This is a genomic window from Bacillus sp. J41TS8 (assembly GCF_018333035.1).
GTDB lineage: Bacteria > Bacillota > Bacilli > Bacillales > Bacillaceae > Bacillus > Bacillus paralicheniformis.
Genome location: NZ_BORF01000002.1, coordinates 17,042 through 37,655, shown reverse-complemented (window position 1 = coordinate 37,655; position 20,614 = coordinate 17,042). Strand labels below are relative to the sequence as shown.

Below are 20,614 nucleotides of genomic sequence, written 5' to 3'. Positions count from 1 at the left end.
AGCAAGTGGTTTTTTTCGTTATTTATATTCTGTCCAAAGCTTGTACACACTTTGGGTGCCGCTGTTTTCTTCGCCTTTTTCCACAAGGGTGTCGTAAAGGCTTTTCGCAAGCTCAAGCCCCGGCATTTTCTCGCCCATCAACTCCGCTTCTTCTAGCGCGATGCCCATGTCTTTAACAAAGTGTTTGACGTAAAAGCCCGGTTCAAAGTCGCCTTTCAGCATTCTAGGCGCGAGATTTGAGAGAGACCAGCTTCCCGCAGCGCCGGTCGTAATGCTTTTTAACACATTGTCGGGATCGAGTCCGGATTTTTTGGCGTAAGCCATCGCTTCTGCGACGCCGATCATACCTGCAGCAATCGCAATCTGGTTGCACATTTTCGTATGCTGCCCGCTTCCGGCCGGTCCCTGATATTGGATGTTTTCACCCATGATCGAAAAGATCGGGTAACATTCATCATAGGCTTTCCGTTCTCCTCCGACCATGATGGCGAGCGTGCCGTTTTTCGCGCCGACGTCCCCGCCTGAAACCGGAGCATCCAAAGCGTAAAGTCCTCTCTCTTTTGCAGCAGCCTCGATTTGTTTGGCGAGAGAAGGCTTGGAAGTCGTCATATCGATAAGGTAAGAACCTGTTTTGGCATTTTCAATAATGCCTTCGCTTCCAAAGTAAACTTCTTCAACGTCTTTTGGGTAGCCGACCATTGTGATGATCACATCAGACGACTGCGCCAGTGCTTTGACGGATGATTTCCATTCCGCCCCTTTTTCCACGAGGCTGTCCGCTTTCTGTTTTGTTCTCGTATAGGCGCTGACGGGATAGCCTGCAGCCAAAATATGCGAGGCCATGCTGTTTCCCATTACACCGAGTCCGATAAATCCGATTGTTTTTTTCATGATGTCATCCCCCTTAAATTGCTTTTACCATTCCGCCGTCTATCAGCAGTGTCTGTCCAGTCATATATGTATTGCATTCTGATAAAAGAAAGCTTGCATACTGTGCAAAGTCGTCAGGTTTTCCGTAGGAGCCGAGCGGAATCTCTTTCTCATAGCTTTCCTTCACCCGCTGCTCGGAAAGGCCCGTTTTCTCGGCTTTCAGCTGGTCAAGCTCTGCCACGCGGTCTGTCGCGATTCTTCCCGGGGCGAGCGTGTTGATCAAAATGCGATGTTCGGCCAACTCTTCAGCAATGGATTTTGTCAGACCGACGATTCCCATTCGAAACGTATTGGAAAGCAGCAGCCCCGGAATCGGTTGCTTGACTGATGATGAAGCGATATTAACGATGCGTCCTCCATCCTTTTTTAGATATGGAAAAGCTTCGCGGATTAAACGGACATAGCTGAGCAGATGCAATTCAAATGACGAAGTCCAGTCAGCGTCTGTCAGATCCAGCAGGCTGCCGCCCTTCGGTCCTCCGACATTGTTGACAAGCATATCGATCGTTCCAAATGTGTCAGCGGTCTTTTGAACGAGCGCTTTGATCCCGTCGGCGTCTGCAAGATCGCATACTTGATAAGAGATGGCTCCGCTGCCGAGTCCGCTCAGCTCTTCCTCAACTTTTTTCAAGTCCGCTTCGTGCCTCCCGGACAGCATGACATTTGCCCCTTCTTTCGCAAGGGCTTTTGCGATTGCATTGCCGAGTCCTTTGCTGCTTGCTGCCACAAGCGCCGTTTTGCCATTCATCTTTAAGTCCACAATCATCACTCCCTTCATACTTATAGTGTAACACGTATATTCTGAAAATTGGGATTGTGAGCGTTGAAAAAGGGGAAGTCCCTCTTTCAACAAGAGGGACTTCTTTATTACACATTAAACTTATTGATTGCATTTAATAATTCTTGGTTGGCTTCGCTCAGCGCTTCAGCGGATTTTGCGATGCTTTCCAGCGCTGTCAGCTGCTCGTTCGTCGAAGCGCTGACCTCTTCCGCAGCCGCTGCTGACTGCTGGGAAATAGCTGAAATGCTCTGGATCGAATCGGTCATTTTTTGCTGCTCTCCGCTCATATCCGAGATTTCAGAGTAAATGTGGTCAATTGAGTTGACGAGCGCCTGCATTTCTGCAGTAATTTTGCTGAGTGCTTCTCCTGTCTCGTGAATCATTCCATTTTGCTCTTCATTCATCTTGCTTGCTTCCGTCATCGCTGAAACGGCTTCTTTCGTTTCCAGCTGAATCTGCTTAACCGTTTCGCTAATATGCTGTGAAGAGACCGCCGATTGTTCGGCAAGCTTTCTCACCTCTTCTGCAACTACCGCAAAACCGCGTCCGCTTTCGCCGGCACGGGCTGCTTCAATGCTGGCGTTCAGAGCAAGCAGGTTTGTTTGATCAGAGATCGCCGAGATGGCTGTAACAACGTCTTCGATGTTTTTCGTTTTTTCTTCAAGCTGCAAAAGCATATGTTCCACTTTCTTCGTCTCCGAGTTGGCTTCATTTGATTTTGCAAGCAGCTGCCCGAGAGCATCGATTCCTGTATAGCTTGCATCCTCTGATGTTCTCGAAAGCTTCTTGATGCTGTCGGCATGATGTTCAATTTCTTTAATTTTGACAGACAGCCGTTCGGATTGTTCATTTACATTTTCGACCTCTGCCGCTTGTTCTGTCGCGCCTGTCGCCACCTCTTCGATTGCTTTGGCGATCTCATCGCTCGCAGAAACTGTTTCTTCTGAAACAGCGCTTAATTGATCGGTTGTATCCGATACTTTTCCAGACGATGATCTGACTTGCACAATCATTTCTTTCATGTGTTCGACCATCTTATTGAAGTCTTTTGTCAATATGCCGATTTCGTCTTTTGAGGCAGCGGCTGTTTGGACCGTCAAATCACCGCCCGCAACTGCTTTTGTTTTGGCAATTAGCTGCTTAATCGGGCCTGTGATCGTTTTGGCAAGGAAATAGCTTAAAATGATCGCCGCTGCCAAAGCAATGATTGAAACGATGATGACGATTTTGTTCATTTCCTGTGCGACCCACATCAGCTTCGCCGTGTCGAATTGCGTACCGACTTTCCAGCCCGTACCGCCGACGGTTTGATAAGCGATCACCGTATCTTTGCCTACTTTGATTCCGTCTTTGGATGACGGGATATCCCGATATGTTTTGTCTTTCGATATATCGTCACCTTGTTTTGACGGGTGGGCGAGCATTGTCCCGTTTTGGTCCATAATAAATGCGTAGCCGTCATATGGCATCTTTTGATTTTCGATGATTTTGTTTAATGAATTCAATGACAAGTCTATACTGACAACGCCTTCAACTTGATTATTGACGACGATGGCTTTTGCCGCAGTAACTGTCATATCTCCGGAAACCGCATCTTTGTAAGGTTCCGTCCAAACGACTTTGTCGGGTGTTTTTGCAGCTGACATATACCATGGCCTTTCAGCCGGATTATAATCATCATCAAAGGTCGTTTTCGGAAATGTAAACATTTCCTTCTTCTTTGTGCCGATATAAGCTAAATTGACATACTCATTTTTTTCTTTTAATTGTTTTAATTCATCATTGACGATTTCTATAATTTTATTATCACCGTCTTTTAAGAATGAGTGAGCCAATTCTCCATCACTTATACGATTCAAAGAAATCTCGTAGTTTTCTAATTGAAGCTCAATATTTCTTTTAATTGAACCGAGGAGGCTGGACGTCGATTCTTTTGCTTCATCTTCAAGCATTGATTTCAACAAATATGTTGTGGAAAACTGTAGGACGATAACGGTCAAAATCAGCAGGATGGCAACAAATCCGGCAATTTTGACATGCAGTTTTTTAAACAAATGAAACCCTCCTTTACATGCACCTTCATATTCTTTTTATCGGCCAAAATTTCGCAAAATTAAGATAGCCTGCTAAAATAACGATATAATGAAGGAAATATCAAAAGGAGTGATGGGCGATCTATAAACAGTTTTACGTCGATAACGGCACTTCTTATCAGCAGGTGGACATCCGCAACTACAGCAAAAAAGATATTCCCGATTTGATTGCACTTCAAAGAGAATGCTTTCCGCCTCCGTTTCCGGAAGACCTTTTATGGAATGAAAAGCAGCTCTATTCCCATATTGAACGATTTCCCGATGGTGCGCTTTGCGCGGTTTCCGAAGGCCGAATCATCGGTTCGATGACAGCGCTCATGACTGATTTTGATCCGCATCATCCGCACCACAGCTGGGACGAAGTGACGGACAACGGGTATATCGGCACACATCAAAACGATGGAAACTCCCTTTATGTCGTCGATATTTCAGTATCCCCGCACTATCGAAAACTCGGCATCGGAAAGCGGCTGATGCAATCCATGTATGAACTGACGGTCTTTAAAGGGCTCAAGCGGCTCATTGGCGGCGGGCGGATTCCCCATTATCACAAGTCGGCTGAAGAAATGACGCCCGAACAGTATGTTCAAGCTGTATTGGACGGGGAAAAGCGCGATCCCGTGCTCTCATTCCTGCTCCAGTGCGGCCGATCGCCGGTTTGCGTGATTCCCGGCTACATTGAAGATGAGGAATCGCTTGATTATGCGGTCTTAATGGAGTGGAAAAACCCTTTTCTAACGTCTCAAAACAAAAAACAGAGCTTTTCCGATTAAAGCTCTGTTATGTGAAATATTCGATTTTTGCTTCGGGAAAATAGTTATCAATATACGTTTCAAGGGCGCTGCGAAGCTCTGCTTCTTCATCTTTCTGGTATATATATTTGCCAATCCCGTATCTGCCCCATTTATAGCGCCGTTTTTCTTCATCCAGTTCGAGCTTTGTCTTTGGATAGTTTTTTTCAATGACTCTTTTTGCCGGCTTCGTGAATCTATGCTGGATCATTTCAAAGGTAATGTCGCGCCTCGCATGCTGCGGCAGCGCACGATCGAGCTTTTCGAGAAGCACTCTGTAGCCTTCCTGCCAGCCGTCATGAATATAAATCGGAGCGATGATAAAACCGAGCGGATAGCCCGCCTCCGCTACTTTCACGGCGGCTTCGATCCGTTTGTCCAACGGGGATGTGCCCGGTTCAAAACTTTTGATAACATAATCGGCATTCACGCTGAAGCGGAAACGCGTTTTTCCGTTATGCTTGGCATCAAGCAAATGGTCGACATGATGGAATTTTGTCACGAAACGCAGTTTTCCGTGCTCGGATTGACCGAAATACTCAATTGCACGTTTTAATGTGTGTGTCAAATGGTCAATTCCGACGATATCAGATGTGCAAGAAGCTTCAAACCGCGTATCTTCGGGAGCGCGTTCTTTCATATATTGATCCGCCTGATCAAGTATTTCCTCCACATTGACGTATGTTCTGATATACGGCTTGCTGCCCATTGTCGTCTGCAGGTAGCAGTAATGGCAGTGACCCATACACCCTGTTGCAAACGGAATCGCATATTCTGCGGACGGTTTTGACGAATCGAATTTCAATGTTTTTCTGACGCCGATGACCAAAGTGGATTTCGCATTTCTGTATTTTTGCAGGTGGCCTTCCCCCGGGATATTCCTTACCTGGTTGTGTGAAGTCGTTTCCCTGATCTCAAGCCCCATGTTTGAAAATTTATCTCTCAGCTCTTTTCCCAGCGGGTATTCCAGCGCTCTCGGTTCAATATAGACGAGCTGGGGAACAAACGGTTTTACCATTGAAAACAGACACATCCTTTGCTTATTTCCGTTACTTTTTACATTTAGAGGATGCGATATACCGGTAATATCTTCATATCCCGTCAAATAATTCACGGTAAAGCCGTTCCGCCTCTTCATATGAAGAAAAAACGGCATCATCTTCGGCAAAGGCGTGATATGTATCATACATAAACAATGCCAGTTCACCTTCGTGAAGCGGGTGATCAACGACTTCAGCTTCCTTTATATGCGCGACATTGGCGGCATGCGGATTCCGGTAAATGACATAAACCTCATCACCCGGTTTGAATGGCTGCCTGGGCATATCAAAATCCCCCTTTCTAACAATTGGTCACATGTATTATTTCCGCCGCAGCCGAGATCATTCAGATCAACAAAAAAACCCGGACGGGCATTGGTTATGCCGGTCCGGATTTTCAAGCGCTTATGCCATATTGAAGGTTTCTTTTACGAATTGGACAACCTCTTCTGTTGTGCTCATGGACAGAATTTGCTCTTTGAACGATTCCGTCTCTTTTTTAGAAAGCTTGCTGATTTGCGTTCTTGCCGGCAGGATTGACGTCGCGCTCATTGAGAACTCGTCCAGTCCAAGACCGAGCAGGATCGGGATCGCAATTTCATCTCCCGCCATTTCGCCGCACATGCCGACCCATTTTCCTTCTTTATGAGCCGCTTCAATGACAAGCGTGATCAGGCGGAGAATCGCAGGATTGTACGGCTGGTAAAGGTAAGATACCCGCTCATTCATCCGATCAGCAGCCATCGTATATTGAATCAAGTCATTCGTTCCGATGCTGAAGAAATCGACTTCTTTAGCGAATTGATCAGCGATCACCGCTGTTGAAGGGATTTCAACCATCATACCGACTTCAATGTCGTCGGAAACTTGTTGACCTTCAGCTTTCAGCTTTTCTTTTTCTTCTAAAAGAATCGCTTTCGCTTCTTTAAATTCGTTTACAGTCGCGATCATCGGGAACATAATTTTTAAGTTTCCATATGTACTTGCCCGAAGCAGCGCACGAAGCTGCGTTCTGAAAATCTCTTGCTCATCAAGGCAAAGACGGATCGCTCTGTATCCTAAGAAAGGATTCATTTCTTTTGGCAGTTCTAAATATGGAAGCTCTTTGTCTCCGCCGATATCAAGAGTACGAACGACAACTGATTTGCCTTCCATACGCTCAAGAACGGTTTTATAGGCATCAAATTGCTCCTCTTCAGTCGGAAGCTGGTCTCTGCCCATGTAAAGGAATTCAGTTCGGTAAAGGCCGACTGCTTCCCCTCCATTTTCCAGAACGCCTTTTACATCATCAGGTGTACCGATATTAGCGGCAAGTTCCACATGATGGCCGTCATTCGTGACAGTCGGTTCATTGACGAGCTTCGCCCATTCGGCTTTTTGTGCCAGGAAGGCTTGATGCTTTTCTTCGTATTCGCTGATTGTTTCCTGGGAAGGATCAACGATGACATCGCCATTGATGCCGTCAACGATCACTGTTACGCCGTTTTGAATGCCTTTCGTTGCCGTTTTTGTGCCGACAACGGCCGGAATTTCAAGCGAGCGCGCCATGATGGCTGAGTGGGACGTCCGTCCGCCGATATCTGTTGTAAACCCTTTAACAAAGTTGCGGTTTAATTGCGCTGTATCAGACGGTGTCAAGTCTTCGGCCACGATGATGACCTCTTCCGAAATCAGGCTCGGGTTCGGAATTTCAACGCCGAGAAGATGCCCTGTGACACGCTTGGTGACATCGCGGATGTCTGCGGCGCGTTCTTTCATATATTCGTTATCCATCGACTCGAACATTGTGACGAACATGTCGGCCGTTTCTTTTAAAGCGAATTCCGCGTTGACGGAGTCCGATTTGATTTTGTCTTTAATCGGGTTTAACAGTTCCGGATCGCTTAATACTAACAAATGTGCAGAAAAGATTTCCGCTTTATCTTCTCCAAGCTCTTTCAATGCATGGTTTTTAATGATTTCAAGCTCTTTTTTAGAACGCTCGATGGCGTCTTCAAAACGATTTACTTCCGCATCAGAATCAGAGATGTTTTTCTTTTCAACCGTTAGATCAGGCTCCTCCAGCCGATATGCTTTTGCGATCGCAATACCGGCGGAAGCGCCTATTCCTTTTAGTTCAAGCATTATTCGCCTAAACCTTCGCTTTTCATTGTTTCTTCAAGTGCGGAAAGAGCATCATTTTCATCAGCGCCGGAAGCAGAAATCGTAATTTCAGCACCTTTGGCAATACCTAGTGACATAACACCCATAATTGATTTAAGGTTGACGGTTTTTCCGTTATATTCCAAATTGATATCTGCATCATATTTGCTTGCTGTTTGTACAAGAACAGTCGCTGGACGAGCGTGGATTCCAGAATCTGCAGTTACTTTAAACGTTTTTTGTGCCATTTTTTATCAATCTCCTTTTAATTTAAAGCTTTTAGTACATTCACAATATTATATCATACAGCCGTACATGTCATCTGACAAGTACGGCCATTTTGTGAATTTATTTTTCAACGCGGACGATGTCGTCCTGTGTCAGGCTGACATTGCCTTCTGCCTTTAAGCTCACGCTTTCGCCTTCTTGAAGGTTCGTGAACACGATCGGCGTCATCAGGGAAGGTACGCTGTCCTTCACTTTTTCAATGTCGACTTCAAGCAGTTTCTGGCCCGGCTCAACCCGGTCACCTTCAGAAACAAATGCAGTGAAGCCTTCACCTTTCAGGCTGACCGTATCGATTCCAAAGTGGATCAGAATTTCTCTGCCGCCGTCAGACTGCAGACCGATCGCATGCTTTGTCGGGAACACGTTCAGCACTTTCCCTCTTACAGGTGACACAACTGTGCCTTCTGCAGGAAGAATCGCGAATCCGTCGCCCATCATTTTTCCGGAGAATACTTGATCCGGAACATCTGTAATCGGATGAAGCTCACCAGCAAGCGGTGAAACGAATACTTCTTCACCTGATTCATTTTGAAGAGGCTCGACCATGACTTCTTCGATTTGCTGCTCTACTTCCTCGGCAGCGTTTGGTGCTTTTTCAGGACGCGGCGTGCGGCCTGACATAATGTCTTGCATTTGCGATTTTAAATTGTCGGATCTTGGTCCGAAAATCGCTTGGATGTTATTGCCGACTTCCAGCACGCCGGATGCGCCGAGTTTTTTCAAGCGCTCTTTGTCAACTTTCTTCTGATCGTTGACTGTGACGCGAAGTCTTGTGATACAAGCGTCAAGGTGTTTGATGTTTTCTTGGTCACCCATCGCCTCTAGAATTTGATAAGGAAGATCTCCTGCTGCTTCTTTGCCTTCATCAGCGGATTCTGCAGCTGCATCTTCGCGTCCAGGCGTTTTCAAGTTGAACTTGCGGATGGCAAATCTGAATCCGAAGTAGTAGACGACAGCCAGGACTAAACCGACAGGAATGACAAGCCACCAAGCTGTACGGTTCGGCAGAATTCCGAACAGGAAGTAGTCGATCAAACCGCCGGAGAATGTCATCCCGATCTTAACATTTAAAATGTCCATCATCATGAATGACAGGCCGGCAAACACACAGTGAATCGCAAACAGAATCGGAGCGACGAACAAGAATGAGAATTCGATCGGCTCAGTGATCCCTGTTAAGAATGATGTCAATGCTGCTGAACCCATAATACCGGCAACAAGCTTTTTGTTCTGCGGTTTTGCCTCATGATAAATAGCGAGCGCTGCCGCAGGAAGACCGAACATCATGAACGGATACTTACCGGTCATAAATGTACCCGCTGTCAAATCGACGCCGTCTTTGATTTGCGCCATGAAAATTCTTTGGTCACCGCGGACAATTTCTCCCGCCTGATTCGTATAGCTGAAGAACTCGTACCAGAACGGCGAGTAGAAAATATGGTGCAGACCGAACGGGATGAGGGCCCGCTCAATCATTCCGAAAATGAGAGCTGCGACCGCTTCATTTGCTGCAAGCAAGTTTGTCGAAAAGCTGTTCAGCGCGCCTTGGATCGGCGGCCAGATAAACAGCATGACGAGTCCCAGCAGCAATGCACAAATCGATGTAATGATCGGAACAAAGCGCTTTCCGGCAAAGAATCCTAAATACTGCGGAAGCTCGATTGTGTAGAATCGGTTGTACATGGCAGCGGCCAGGACACCGACAATAATACCCCCGAATACCCCCGTTGCCAATGTCGGTATGCCGAGCATTGTCGTGTATTCCGGATGGTTTTGAGTAAAGAACTGTGCTCTTTCAACTGCGTCGCTTGGAATCGAACCGTTTTGAAGAAGCACTGCACTCATCGTGACATTCATAACAAGATATCCGATAATAGCGGCGATTCCGGCAACACCGTCGCCGTTAGCCAAACCGATGGCAACCCCGACTGCGAAAAGGAGCGCCAAGTTGGTGAACACGACGTCACCTGAACTTTCCATCACTTTCGCAACAAGCTGAACGGTGCTGTTCGTTAAGAATGGTGCGACTTTTGTCATCTGCGGATTTTGCATGGCATTACCAAGCGCGAGCAGAATCCCTGCAGCCGGCAGGATCGCAACAGGAAGCATCAGCGCCCGTCCAATTTTTTGCAGAACGCCAAATAGCGATTTAAACATGTTTTAACCCCCTCTAAGGATAGTTTGACCTTACAGCAAAAATTCATGACAACTTCGTTCAAAAGACTGCTTTTTCATCCAAATAAACCGTTTACATTTCGCCTTTAGAACGACAAAAAAGGCATGGGTGAAAGCGGGTACACTAAGAAACAAAAGACAGCGTCTTCATTTCTTCCCTTTTTTCACTCATGCCTGATCGAATCAGTAACACGTTATAAAGGCGTTATGAAATTTTATTAGTTAAACGGTACAAATGCAATGTCAAATAAACGGCTTCTGCCTCATGAACCGGTTTCTTGAGCGCTTGCTGCAAGATCTTGATCATCTTCCAAGCAGTATTGTAACACAGCGGATATTCCGTTTTCAACAATAACATTAATTTTTCCGGCTCCTGAATCGGCTCGTCCCGTTTAATCCTGTCGATCGTAAAGCGCAAGTGCCTGATCAGCCGCAAATAGTTCACACTTTCCCTGTTGACCTGCATCTGGAACGAATCCTCGATGACCTGGACAAGCCTGGAGATCAGTTGGGAATGCTGATTGACTTCAGAAAGCGGGCGGTTCGTCATCGCACTGTGGATATGAAGTGCGATAAACCCGATTTCGCCTTCAGGCAGCTGAATGTCTGATTTTTCATTTATCATATCGACGGCTTCTTTGGCGACTTCGTATTCCTTCGGATAAAGCGATTCCGTCTCAAGCAAAAACGGATTCTTCATATCAAATCCCTTTTCTAAGCGCTTAACCGCAAATGCGATATGGTCCGTCAACGCGACATGAATGTGTTCGTTCAGCGGCTGGCCGATTTTTTGCGCGATATGGTAGATAACATCATTGGCGATATCAACCATTTTTTCATCGACATAAGTGAGGAGCTTCTTATACTGCGATTGTTCCTTATCATTTTCCAGGATAAACATTTTTTCATAGTTCTCATGTTCGATAAGATCTCCGCGCTTTTTGCCAAAACCGATTCCTTTGCCAATCAAGACAACTTCTCTGTAATCATCATGGAGAGCGATTAAAACGTTGTTGTTGAGTACCTTTTCAACGGTAAAGGATCTGTTCACGATCCTCAGCTCCTTTTTGTCATCAATCTCTCATATCGTACAAAACTCATGAAAGCGCGTCAATTTATTTTGACCTTTTTGATGAAAAATGTCGAAATTTGATCACTGTCTGGAAAATGATTGATGTTTTGATTACATTACACAGTCGCCCTTTTGATCAGCTTGTATGGAACGGTCTGTTTTTCCGGGCCGGCACCGCCGATTCTTTTTCGCAAAAGGCGAAACGCATGCTTCCCCATTTCCTTTATATTAATTTTGATCGTTGAAATGCCCAGCACTTCACTGATTGGCTGGTTGTCACAGCTTAAAATGGCGAGGCTTCCGGGAATATCCACCTGATGACGCTGCGCTTCAAGAAACATACCGGCTGTTACTTGGTCGTTGGCGATAAAAACAGCTGTCGGCTTCTCCTCCATCTCTCTCCATTCAGAGAACAGCTTTTGCCCGTCGGTTATCGTCAGCGACCGCTCGAATACCCATTCTTCCCGGTAAGGCTCCCCGATCGCGGCCAAAGCTTCCTTGTATGCCTCGAGGCGAAAATGGCTGTTCATGCCATTTTTCCTTGCCAAACCAATGGCGATTTTTGTGTGCCCCTTTTCAATCAAAAAATCCAGTCCTAACCGGAAAGCATCTTTGTGCGGAATGCTGACCGTTGAAAAATACTGTTCGCTTGAGTCCTGGCACAGAATGAACGGACCGGTCTCATGCCAGTCCAAAAGCGCTTCATCAGACATCGCTTTTGAACAGAAAATCAGGCCGTCCACCTGTCTTTGTTTCAGCTGCTCCAATGCAAAAATTTCTTTTTCCAATTGATAATTTGTTTGATAAAGCGAAAAGTGAACGCCTTCCTTTGCAGCTTCTTCAGCGATTCCTTCCAGCAGCTCGCCGAAATAAGGGAGGCCGATGGTCGGCAGCACAACACCGATCATATTTGAAAAGCCTTTGGATAAATGAACGGCATGCATATTCCTTGCATATTCGAGCCGTTCAATCGTCTCAAGAACTTTTTGACGTTTTTCTTCTTTGACATACGGGTGGCCGTTGAGAACCCTTGAAACAGTCGTGATGGAAACCCCTGCGGCTTCAGCTATTTCCCTGATATTTGCCATTCGTTTCCCTTCTTTCTTTCAAATCTTTTCATACATGCCGGATCATTTCGCGTCATAAAGAAATTATATCGCTTGGAGACGTGGATTTTGATCGTTTTCGGAATTTTTTTCGGGGTTCTATAAATATGAAGAAAACAGTGAAGAAGATGTACGGAGAAAAAAACCGGCTGATATGAAAATATTTCACAATCAGCCGATACACGAAATATTTTTATCTAAACCATGCTTTTCCAAGGTTATTCATGAAATTGTGATCATTGAAAGGAACGTTTGCGCTTCCGAAATCCGTCGTGTTCAATGCGTTTCTTGCGGCAGGCGTCAAATCTTCCCATCCGATGAGAGGCTGGGTTCCGCCCTTTGCGCTGTCCACATATAAACTGTGGTTAATCGGTGCTTGAGGAGCATCATAGCGGATTTTCGGATGATCACCTTCCATGATCTTGTTGTTTGGAGCTGTTTTTTGAAATTTACCGTGCTGAGAATAAGCGATGGAAAACACTTTTGGATTTTGATTTGCCGGGTTATCGATCCATACGACGATTCCTTCCCAGTCATGTCGATGGCCGAATGCTTTAAAAGGCAGAGGTGAATCTTTAGGAAAATACCATGCGTACATAATCGCCCATACTCCATTGTACCATGCAGAGCGGGAGTACACTTGTCCCACGCTTTTGCTGCAGTGTCCTTCGGGCGCTCCGGTAGGCTCCAGGCCTCCGCTTGTATTGCCTTGTGCGTCAACTGCGGGAAAAGGCACGCAGCCGCTTGCGACCTTTAAATAAGGCTGAAAACGTTTGGCCGCTTTTTGAGAAACCGTCACAGGGGTTACTTCACTGAAGCCTTGCACTTTGTCATGATCAATCACTTTCGCGTCAGCTGCTGGTACGATACTGACAAAAGCAAACATCGACAAAAACAGTACATATCCTAATGTTTTCACTCTTTGCTAGCTTCCTTTCATAGGTAATGGACGTCAAATCATTAAAAAAGTTTTTAATGCTTATTTGTTGAGGGGATGATTCCGCAATCATTGCGGGGACTGAAATATCTCGATGAGAGATGAAAAGATATGGTCTGCGGCAGATTTAATTCATCAGCGTTTTCCCCATTTAATCCCTCCCTTCTTCTGAGCTTAGTATACAAATTTTTCACGAGAGAATAACGATGCAATCCGATTATCTTTTGATCAATCTAAATCACCATAATAAAAACAAAAAGACGCTATAGATTCATTCATCAAACGATCATCACAGGACTTTTTCAGCGTCAATCATATGAAGCGGCCCGGCAAAATTCCTGAAATCCCTGACATCAGGTTTTTCTTTATTGATTTAGGGCTTGCTATGGAAAGCGTTTCATAATTTAGAATGAAGGCAGCACCGGTGCTGAACACGTTTTCATTCCAGAAAGGGGAAGAAAAATGGGTATCTTCATTCTGATTCTCTTATGTATCATTATCGTACTGTCTTCAAAAGCAGCAATGAAACCGCTTAAAGAAAAACACGAGGTCAAACCATTCCGTTCCTTTGACGATTTTTTCATTTCAAAGGATTGACGCGGGTAATAAGACAAACGATTCACGTCAGCATAAAAAAGAACCCGCGCGCGGGCGCGGGTTCCGTTTTTTATGAAATGACAGTCAGCTCTTTTGGATACTTTGTCAGCGCTTCTGCTCCATCGGCAGTGACAAGTACATCATCCTCGATGCGCACCCCTCCGATTTCCGGCACATAGATGCCGGGTTCAATCGTGTATACCATACCTTGTTTTAAAAGCTCGTCATTGTTATGGCTCATCGACGGGTATTCATGAGGCGAAATCCCGAGCCCGTGCCCGAGACGGTGAGGAAAGTAATCGCCATAGCCCGCTTTTTCGATGATACCGCGCGCTTTTAAATCAAGGTCGCCGATTCTGACACCGGGTTTGCTCATCTTAAGCGCCTCCGTTTCGGCCTGAAGCACCGTATCATATATTTCTTTTTGTTTTTCACTCACATTTTGATACACGAGCGTTCTTGTAATATCAGAGCAGTATCCGTTAATGATTACGCCTAAATCAAAGAGGACGAAATCGCCCGGCTTAAGCGTGCGGCTGCCCGGGTTTCCGTGCGGCTGTCCTGACTTTTCTCCGAAAAGGACCATTGTGGAAAATGACATCCCCTGGACTCCTTTTTTCTTCAGCTCATACTCGATTTTAGCGACCACATCGATTTCCGCTATCCCTTCTTTTAATGCGGCGGCTCCTGCTTCGACCCCGTAGTCGGCAAGCTTGGCCGCTTCACGGAGGATGCTGATTTCTTTTTCGTCTTTGATGACGCGGATTTGGTTCAGCCTTTCTTCTGCAGAGACAAGCTCCGCACCGTTTGTGACCGCCTGCAGCATTTCGGCTCGCGACAGAGCAAGCGTTTCTTTTTCAACCGCCACTTTTGAACATTGGCCGTTTCGCTTTTGAAGCGCTGAGGATATGAGTTCCCAAGGGTTTTGATGATCCCCGTATCCGACGATCTCATACGTCCAGCCTGCTGCTCTCGCCTGACCGGCCTCCATTTGCGGACAAACAAAAAACGGCTCTTCATCTTGAAAAATAAAAACGCCCATCAGCCGTTCGTGCGGTTCTGTATAAAAGCCTGTAAGATAAAACACGTTTTCTTTTGAATGAATAAAAGCCGAAGATATGTTTTTTTCTTTCAGCCAGGAAGAGATTTGTTCAATTCTTTCCATGCTCTTTTCACTCCTTGAGACAGTTTCCATACCATACATTTAACATGTAAAAGCATCACATCCATTGTATCAGTTTTTCCCGTCTCTTGCTCACCGCTTATGTATGAAGCGTTCTGATGTGAAAAACGGCTGCCGTTAACGTGCAGCCGTTTTTTTGTTTAGGATTTCAGCAGCCTGAGGCCGTTTAAAATAACAAGCAGCGTGCTGCCTTCATGGCCGATGACACCGAGCGGCAGATCAAGAATTTGCAGGAAGTTGCTGCAGATTAAAAGACAGATCACACCAAGAGAGAACATCACGTTTTGTTTAATGATCGTATTCATTTTCCGGGAGAGCCGGATCATTTTGGTCAGTCCTGTCAATTCGTTTTTCATTAAAACGACATCAGCTGTTTCCAGTGCGACATCTGTGCCTCCCCCCATTGCGATCCCCACATCAGCGGCGGCAAGGGCCGGTGCATCATTGATTCCGTCTCCCACCATCACGATTGTTCCGTATGTTTTTTTCAGCTTTTGCGCTTCCTCTACTTTTCTGTCAGGAAGACATTCTGAAACGACGATTTTCAAGCCCGCTTCTCGTGCGATGGCCGCTGCGGTTTCAGGCTGATCCCCGGTCAGCATCGCCGTCTGAACACCAAGCGCGTTCAGCTCTTCAATCACCGCTTTAGCTTCCGGTCTGATTTGGTCTTTTAATGCAAAACACCCCGCGATTTTTTCGCCTTTTTTCACGAACACAATTGTTTTTCCCTGCTTGGCAAGCTCCTGAACAGCCGCCGTGAGAAATTGCCCGGCTGCCTCTTCCCCGACAAATCCGGCTTTGCCGATCAGCCATGTCTCTCCATTATATCGAGCCTGAACGCCAAACCCTGACGTCTCCTCGATCGACACATTCGCGGGAGGCTCGATACCTTTTGCTTCTGCATACTCGACAATCGCTTTGGCAAGCGGATGACCTGACTGCTTCTCAATCGCAGCAGCAGCCTCCAAGCATTCGCGCTCCTCGATATCAGCAGCTAAAAGCATATCCTCCACGCCGGGCTTTCCGTTCGTAATCGTTCCCGTTTTATCCAATGCAACAATTTTGCTGTTTCCGAGCTTTTCAAGGAAGACGCTGCCTTTGACAAGCAGGCCGTTTCTTGCGCCATTCGAGATCAAGGACAGCGCGGCAGGCATGATCGAAGCGACAAGGGCACACGGCGAAGCGACGACCATGAACACCATCGCTCTGTAAAATGTCTCGCTCCAGCTCCAGCCAAGCAGAAAATGCGGCAGAAAGAGCAGCAGTCCGACAGCAAGCAAAACCCCTTTAACGTAAATATTTTCAAATCGCTCAATGAACGCCTGTGACGGCGAAACGCTGTTTTGCGCAGACTCAACGAGCCGAATGATCTTTTTGAACAACGAATCTTCATTTGTCTTTGTGACTCGGACGGTGAGCGATCCGCTCAAATTGACTGTCCCCGCAAAAACCGCGTCTCCGAGGGTTTTTTCCGCGGGGATTGATTCGCCCGTTAGTGCCGATTCGTCGATACTCGTTTTTCCCGATTCGATCTCCCCGTCTGCCGCAATGCGTTCCCCTGGTTTAACAAGAATGAGGTCACCCGCTTGAAGATCGGCTGCCGCCACGGTTCTTGTTCCTTCTTCTTCAAGTAAAACGGCTTCCTCCGGCTCCAATTTCATCAGCGATGTCAAATCGCGTTTGCTTTTATTTAATGTATACGTTTCAAGCGCTCCGCTGAGAGAAAAGATAAAAATTAACACGGCCCCTTCAGCCCAGTAGCCGATCAGCGCAGACCCGACCGCCGCAAAAATCATCAGGAGTTCAACATTCAGCGTTTTTTCCGCCAGCGTTTCTTGTATACCTTCTTTCGCTTTGGCAAAGCCGCCGATACAAAAAGCTAAAATAAACAGAACAACGGACAATGTGTCATTGCCGGACAACAGCCAGCCTGCAAGAATCAACAAACCCGACAAAAGCGCAGCAATCAATTCCCCGTGCTGCCTCCAATTTTCAAAGTGAAACGTGTGACGGTTCTGCTGCGATTGTTTCCCGATCTCTAATTGCATCTCCAATATCCTCCCTAATTGAGAATGTAATTCATCGTCAATTTCCTTCTTAAAAAACAAATTGCCGCCTCATCGGCAGCATAAACATGAAGTATTTTATTTATATAAAGGGTATGACTGCTTCTTGTCCATTGAACACACCCTTTTCTATTTCTCATTATAGCACGGCTTTCTACGTTTTCAAATAATAATTATTATAATTTCTTCATGATATTAATTATCATTTACATTCCAAAAAAAAAGCTGAACTCCCGGCTCAGCTTTTCCCTGCCCATTCTTTCATTTGTTCCACAGTAATGGGTCCGACAACCGATTTCTCCAGCTCTCCTTTTTCGTTAAAGAAAAATGTCGTTGGAATCGTCATGACATTGTAGGCTTTCATCATTTCGCCCTTTTTGTCAAAAACGATCGGAAATGTCAGCTTGTTTGCTTTAATAAACTGTTTCACCTTCTGTTCGTTTTTTTCGGCATTCAGCAAATTCACGGTTACGAGCTTTATGCCGGATTGCTTGCTTTCATAGTAGGATTGGAATCGCGGAAGCTCTTCACGGCACGGCGGACACCAGGTCGTCCAAAAATGAACGATCGTCTTTTGGCCTTCGGCGGGAATGACGACGCGCTGACCCTCCACCGTGTTCATCTGCATGACTGCCGGAGAAGCATATTTTGCAGAGGCCTGCGGCTGAAATAAGAAGGCTCCGAAAAAAAGCACCAGGATGAGCGGGTAAATAAGACTGATTCTTCGCATATGAACTCCCCTTCTTTTTAGTATTAGCTTCCCCGCAAAAACCAAAACTATGAAGAGGGTCAATCAGCGGCTTTCGATTCTCGGAGAGCGGGATTTGTTTGTCAACAAAAGCGTGACGCCCAGCTCTTTGCACATCGTCACATAATGCAGCGCCGTCAGCAAAATCATCCCGGTATTCATCGCAAGGATGATCCCCGTCATCTGCAATGTCTGCATAGATCCGAGAACATACATCATCAAAAACGACAAGACACTGGCCCATACGTTATGATAAAAGGCATCTTTGGCCAATCCCATTCCGATTAAACAGGCCTGAAACGGCATCGCAAAAAAGTGGAATAAAAAGTACGGCCACAGCATTTTTAGGTAAAACGACGCCTTGACCGAATCGAAAAATAAGTGGGTCAGCGGCTCTGCAAAGTGATACATCACCATAACGGACGGTATGCCGTAAAACAGCGTGATGAAGATCGCCTGTTTAATCCGTTTGATCACTCTTTCGTATTGTCCGTAAGCGTAGCTTTCGGAAATGCTCGGGATCATGACGATCATCAGTGAATGGGCGATAAAAGCCGGAAAAAAGCCGATTGTCATCGCCACCCCCGAAAGCATGCCGAACTGGTCGATGGCCGATGTTCTCGATACGCCAGCGGCAAGCAGCGTTCCCTTCACCAAAAAAGGTTCAACGGCGTTTGTCACAGCGTGAAAAACGCGCAGCCCCGTCGTCGGGATCGAAACAGTGAGCAGGCGTTTTAAAACATCGTTTCTCCGCAAGTGGATCTGCTGCCCTTTTTGAGCGGCGCGCCTGACCAAAACAAACTGCGAAAACAAATAAACAAACACGACCACTTCACTTGCAACGAGGACAAACAATGAGATCAGAAGAGAAGTATCCAATTCAAAGGAATACCATTGAAAAAATAAAAACAAGCCGATGAGCTGAAAGATTTTTTTCAGGGCATTAGCCGTTGCGATTTTACCCATTTGCTGAACGCCCATGAAGTAGCCTCTCGCGATCGACGTAAATGCAACCGTAGGGATCATCCCGATCACAAGTCCTCTGATCAGAGGGTGGTAAGAATCAAAAACCGGAATAAATGGAAGAATGATCACTGCAGCTGCCGTGGAAAAAACCGTGCAGACCGCAGTCATCCGCAATGCATGTTTCAGCATGCTTTCGTGCAGCTTCGGGCTGGACTCGGCGATAAACTTCGATATCGATACAGGCAGCTCAAGGCTCGCAATCACCACAACTAAAAAAATGGAAGGCAAAACACTCATGTAGAGCCCCATGCCATGCTCGCCAAGCTCCCGCGCAAGAATCATGTTGATGACGAATTCAAGACATTCTGCAAAAAAAGCAGCTAGCGAAAGAAGAACGATTCCTTTTACAAAACGGTTCATGAGGTCTCTCCTTGTCTCACGGGTTTATCCCATCATATGAGACAAGTCTAAAAATTATTTTCTTTTTCATTGAAAATTGATTTTCATAAAGGATCAAAAACAATTTTTTTCTTAGGCTGTGAAAAGTGAGAAAGAATCGCATATAAAAAGCAGTCAAGGCGGATGGCCCTGACTGCTTTTTTAGATCGCAAAGACATGATTGCCGATGCGCTTCACGACTTTTCTCGTTTTAATCCAGTCATCAGAAGCGATGTCAGGATTATAGAAAAATAAAGCGTCTGTTTCTTTTTTATTTTGATCTACCGCTTCTTCCACAGCTTCAACTGATTCGCGGTCTGCTTTTTTCTCGATGCTGCCGTTTAGAACGGGCTCAAAAGCGTTTCTTTGATAGATCACGCTTTTTACGCTGTCAGGAAATCGGCCGTCTTCCACCCGATTCAGGACGACATTGGCGACAGCCACTTTTCCTTCAAATGACTCGCCTTTCGCTTCGGCATGTACAAGCCTTGATAAAAGATCTTTTTCTTTATGTGTAAGATCAGTCGTCTCTTCTTCAAGTTCTTCTTTTTCCTGCTCCTCTTCAGCTGGCAGATGTGCGGCTTCAACGAAGCTTTTTTCATCTGTCAATTGAAAAGCAGGATTTTCTTCTTGTTTAAGGCTTTCCATCAGCCGTTCCATTTCCTGTTTATCTTTTTTCGAGAACAACATGACAGCTTGAGCATGCTCGATTCTTGCTGCCGGCAGCATGCAGATTAAAAACGCAGCTAGCGCAGCAAATTTCGATTTCATTTCCTTCCTCCTTGTCAAATCTTCATCGAAAAAAACATATGTTTTACACTAACAAGACGAATCGCTGATTTCATTGCCAAAATGTTGGCATGTCTTCCATCAAACCGTCCGGTTGTCACATTATTGCAGACAGCCGGACGATTTCATGCAGAAAACACCAAAATCTCCAGAAACATATGGCTTCACACAAATAAAAAAAGCTTTCTCAGCCGGTCTGAGAAAGCCTTTTTCAGCTTCTTGCCTCTTTCATATATTGAAATATAATATTTCCGCCATGCTGGGCAATGCCGCGAAAATGCTTAAAATCTTCCTGCTTTGTTAAGATGGCTCTGAAAGAAAGAAAATCTTCTTTTTTGACATGGAGTTCATGAATGCTCCCTGACCTTAATTGCTCGATCTGATCGATGGCATTTTGCTCTGTCACCTGTTCTCTCCCCTTTTCTCTCATCATCTTTAACTAATTAACTATAACATTAAGTCACACCAGGTA

Annotated in this window: 19 protein-coding genes and 1 pseudogene; 2 read left to right on the top strand and 18 right to left on the bottom strand. The window is 45.7% G+C overall.

Annotated elements, in window-relative coordinates:
- Positions 1 to 18: 18 nt before the first annotated feature.
- The 4 genes and pseudogenes from KI350_RS03640 to KI350_RS23355 all read right to left on the bottom strand — a co-directional run.
- On the bottom strand, positions 19 to 891 hold the full coding sequence (locus KI350_RS03640; protein WP_065644027.1) for an NAD(P)-dependent oxidoreductase: 873 nt from the start codon (positions 889 to 891) through the stop codon (positions 19 to 21).
- A gap of 13 nt (positions 892 to 904) precedes the next feature.
- Complete coding sequence (locus tag KI350_RS03635; RefSeq protein WP_065644026.1) at positions 905 to 1,690, bottom strand: SDR family oxidoreductase; 786 nt, start codon at positions 1,688 to 1,690, stop codon at positions 905 to 907.
- Between the two features lie 107 nt (positions 1,691 to 1,797).
- Positions 1,798 to 2,724 carry a methyl-accepting chemotaxis protein gene (locus tag KI350_RS23360; RefSeq protein WP_374706232.1) on the bottom strand — a complete coding sequence of 309 codons (927 nt, stop codon included), beginning with the start codon at positions 2,722 to 2,724 and terminating at the stop codon, positions 1,798 to 1,800.
- Between the two features lie 15 nt (positions 2,725 to 2,739).
- Positions 2,740 to 3,663: pseudogene (locus KI350_RS23355) on the bottom strand (HAMP domain-containing protein); the annotation flags it as partial.
- Between the two features lie 221 nt (positions 3,664 to 3,884).
- Between KI350_RS23355 and KI350_RS03625 the strand changes: the two are divergent.
- Positions 3,885 to 4,577: a GNAT family N-acetyltransferase gene (locus KI350_RS03625; RefSeq protein WP_025811360.1), complete on the top strand. Its 693-nt coding sequence runs from the start codon at positions 3,885 to 3,887 to the stop codon at positions 4,575 to 4,577.
- A gap of 7 nt (positions 4,578 to 4,584) precedes the next feature.
- On the opposite strand, the gene splB is transcribed toward KI350_RS03625, so the two are convergent.
- The 8 genes from splB to KI350_RS03585 all read right to left on the bottom strand — a co-directional run bounded on the left by splB (position 4,585) and on the right by KI350_RS03585 (position 13,337).
- Complete coding sequence (splB, locus tag KI350_RS03620; protein WP_025811359.1) at positions 4,585 to 5,613, bottom strand: spore photoproduct lyase; 1,029 nt, start codon at positions 5,611 to 5,613, stop codon at positions 4,585 to 4,587.
- Positions 5,614 to 5,686: 73 nt separating this feature from the next.
- Positions 5,687 to 5,920 carry a transcriptional regulator SplA domain-containing protein gene (locus tag KI350_RS03615; RefSeq protein WP_025808421.1) on the bottom strand — a complete coding sequence of 78 codons (234 nt, stop codon included), beginning with the start codon at positions 5,918 to 5,920 and terminating at the stop codon, positions 5,687 to 5,689.
- A 120-nt stretch (positions 5,921 to 6,040) separates the two neighbouring features.
- The gene (ptsP, locus tag KI350_RS03610; RefSeq protein ID WP_025811358.1) at positions 6,041 to 7,759 is read right to left on the bottom strand and encodes a phosphoenolpyruvate--protein phosphotransferase; all 1,719 of its coding nucleotides are present in this window, start codon (positions 7,757 to 7,759) and stop codon (positions 6,041 to 6,043) included.
- Entirely contained in the window at positions 7,759 to 8,025 is a 267-nt protein-coding gene (locus tag KI350_RS03605; RefSeq protein WP_003181247.1) for a phosphocarrier protein HPr, read from the bottom strand. Before KI350_RS03605 ends, ptsP begins: the two co-directional genes overlap by 1 nt.
- Positions 8,026 to 8,125: 100 nt before the next feature.
- Entirely contained in the window at positions 8,126 to 10,222 is a 2,097-nt protein-coding gene (ptsG, locus tag KI350_RS03600) for a glucose-specific PTS transporter subunit IIBC (protein WP_020451176.1), read from the bottom strand.
- A 223-nt stretch (positions 10,223 to 10,445) separates the two neighbouring features.
- Positions 10,446 to 11,291 (bottom strand): glucose PTS transporter transcription antiterminator GlcT, encoded by an 846-nt coding sequence (glcT, locus tag KI350_RS03595; RefSeq protein ID WP_003181243.1) that lies wholly within the window; start codon positions 11,289 to 11,291, stop codon positions 10,446 to 10,448.
- A gap of 137 nt (positions 11,292 to 11,428) precedes the next feature.
- Positions 11,429 to 12,400, bottom strand: a complete 972-nt coding sequence (locus KI350_RS03590) for a LacI family DNA-binding transcriptional regulator (protein ID WP_075213212.1) — start codon at positions 12,398 to 12,400, stop codon at positions 11,429 to 11,431.
- A gap of 211 nt (positions 12,401 to 12,611) precedes the next feature.
- The gene (locus KI350_RS03585) at positions 12,612 to 13,337 is read right to left on the bottom strand and encodes an NPP1 family protein (protein WP_212930436.1); all 726 of its coding nucleotides are present in this window, start codon (positions 13,335 to 13,337) and stop codon (positions 12,612 to 12,614) included.
- 480 nt (positions 13,338 to 13,817) lie between these two features.
- Between KI350_RS03585 and KI350_RS23180 the strand changes: the two genes are divergently transcribed.
- Complete coding sequence (locus KI350_RS23180; RefSeq protein WP_261379687.1) at positions 13,818 to 13,952, top strand: hypothetical protein; 135 nt, start codon at positions 13,818 to 13,820, stop codon at positions 13,950 to 13,952.
- Positions 13,953 to 14,022: 70 nt separating this feature from the next.
- Here the strand turns inward: KI350_RS23180 and KI350_RS03580 are convergent, their stop codons facing one another.
- The 6 genes from KI350_RS03580 to KI350_RS03555 all read right to left on the bottom strand — a co-directional run bounded on the left by KI350_RS03580 (position 14,023) and on the right by KI350_RS03555 (position 20,572).
- Positions 14,023 to 15,117 (bottom strand): M24 family metallopeptidase, encoded by a 1,095-nt coding sequence (locus KI350_RS03580; RefSeq protein ID WP_025811354.1) that lies wholly within the window; start codon positions 15,115 to 15,117, stop codon positions 14,023 to 14,025.
- 158 nt (positions 15,118 to 15,275) lie between these two features.
- Positions 15,276 to 17,183 carry a heavy metal translocating P-type ATPase gene (locus KI350_RS03575; protein WP_212930435.1) on the bottom strand — a complete coding sequence of 636 codons (1,908 nt, stop codon included), beginning with the start codon at positions 17,181 to 17,183 and terminating at the stop codon, positions 15,276 to 15,278.
- Positions 17,184 to 17,439: 256 nt separating this feature from the next.
- Complete coding sequence (stoA, locus tag KI350_RS03570; protein WP_165426856.1) at positions 17,440 to 17,931, bottom strand: endospore biogenesis thiol-disulfide oxidoreductase StoA; 492 nt, start codon at positions 17,929 to 17,931, stop codon at positions 17,440 to 17,442.
- Between the two features lie 63 nt (positions 17,932 to 17,994).
- Positions 17,995 to 19,335: a polysaccharide biosynthesis protein gene (locus KI350_RS03565; protein WP_212930434.1), complete on the bottom strand. Its 1,341-nt coding sequence runs from the start codon at positions 19,333 to 19,335 to the stop codon at positions 17,995 to 17,997.
- Between the two features lie 180 nt (positions 19,336 to 19,515).
- A complete protein-coding gene (locus KI350_RS03560; RefSeq protein WP_165426854.1) occupies positions 19,516 to 20,124 on the bottom strand; it encodes a cell wall hydrolase in 609 nt (202 codons plus the stop codon).
- A 229-nt stretch (positions 20,125 to 20,353) separates the two neighbouring features.
- Entirely contained in the window at positions 20,354 to 20,572 is a 219-nt protein-coding gene (locus KI350_RS03555) for a hypothetical protein (RefSeq protein WP_154495665.1), read from the bottom strand.
- Between the last annotated feature and the right edge of the window lie 42 nt (positions 20,573 to 20,614).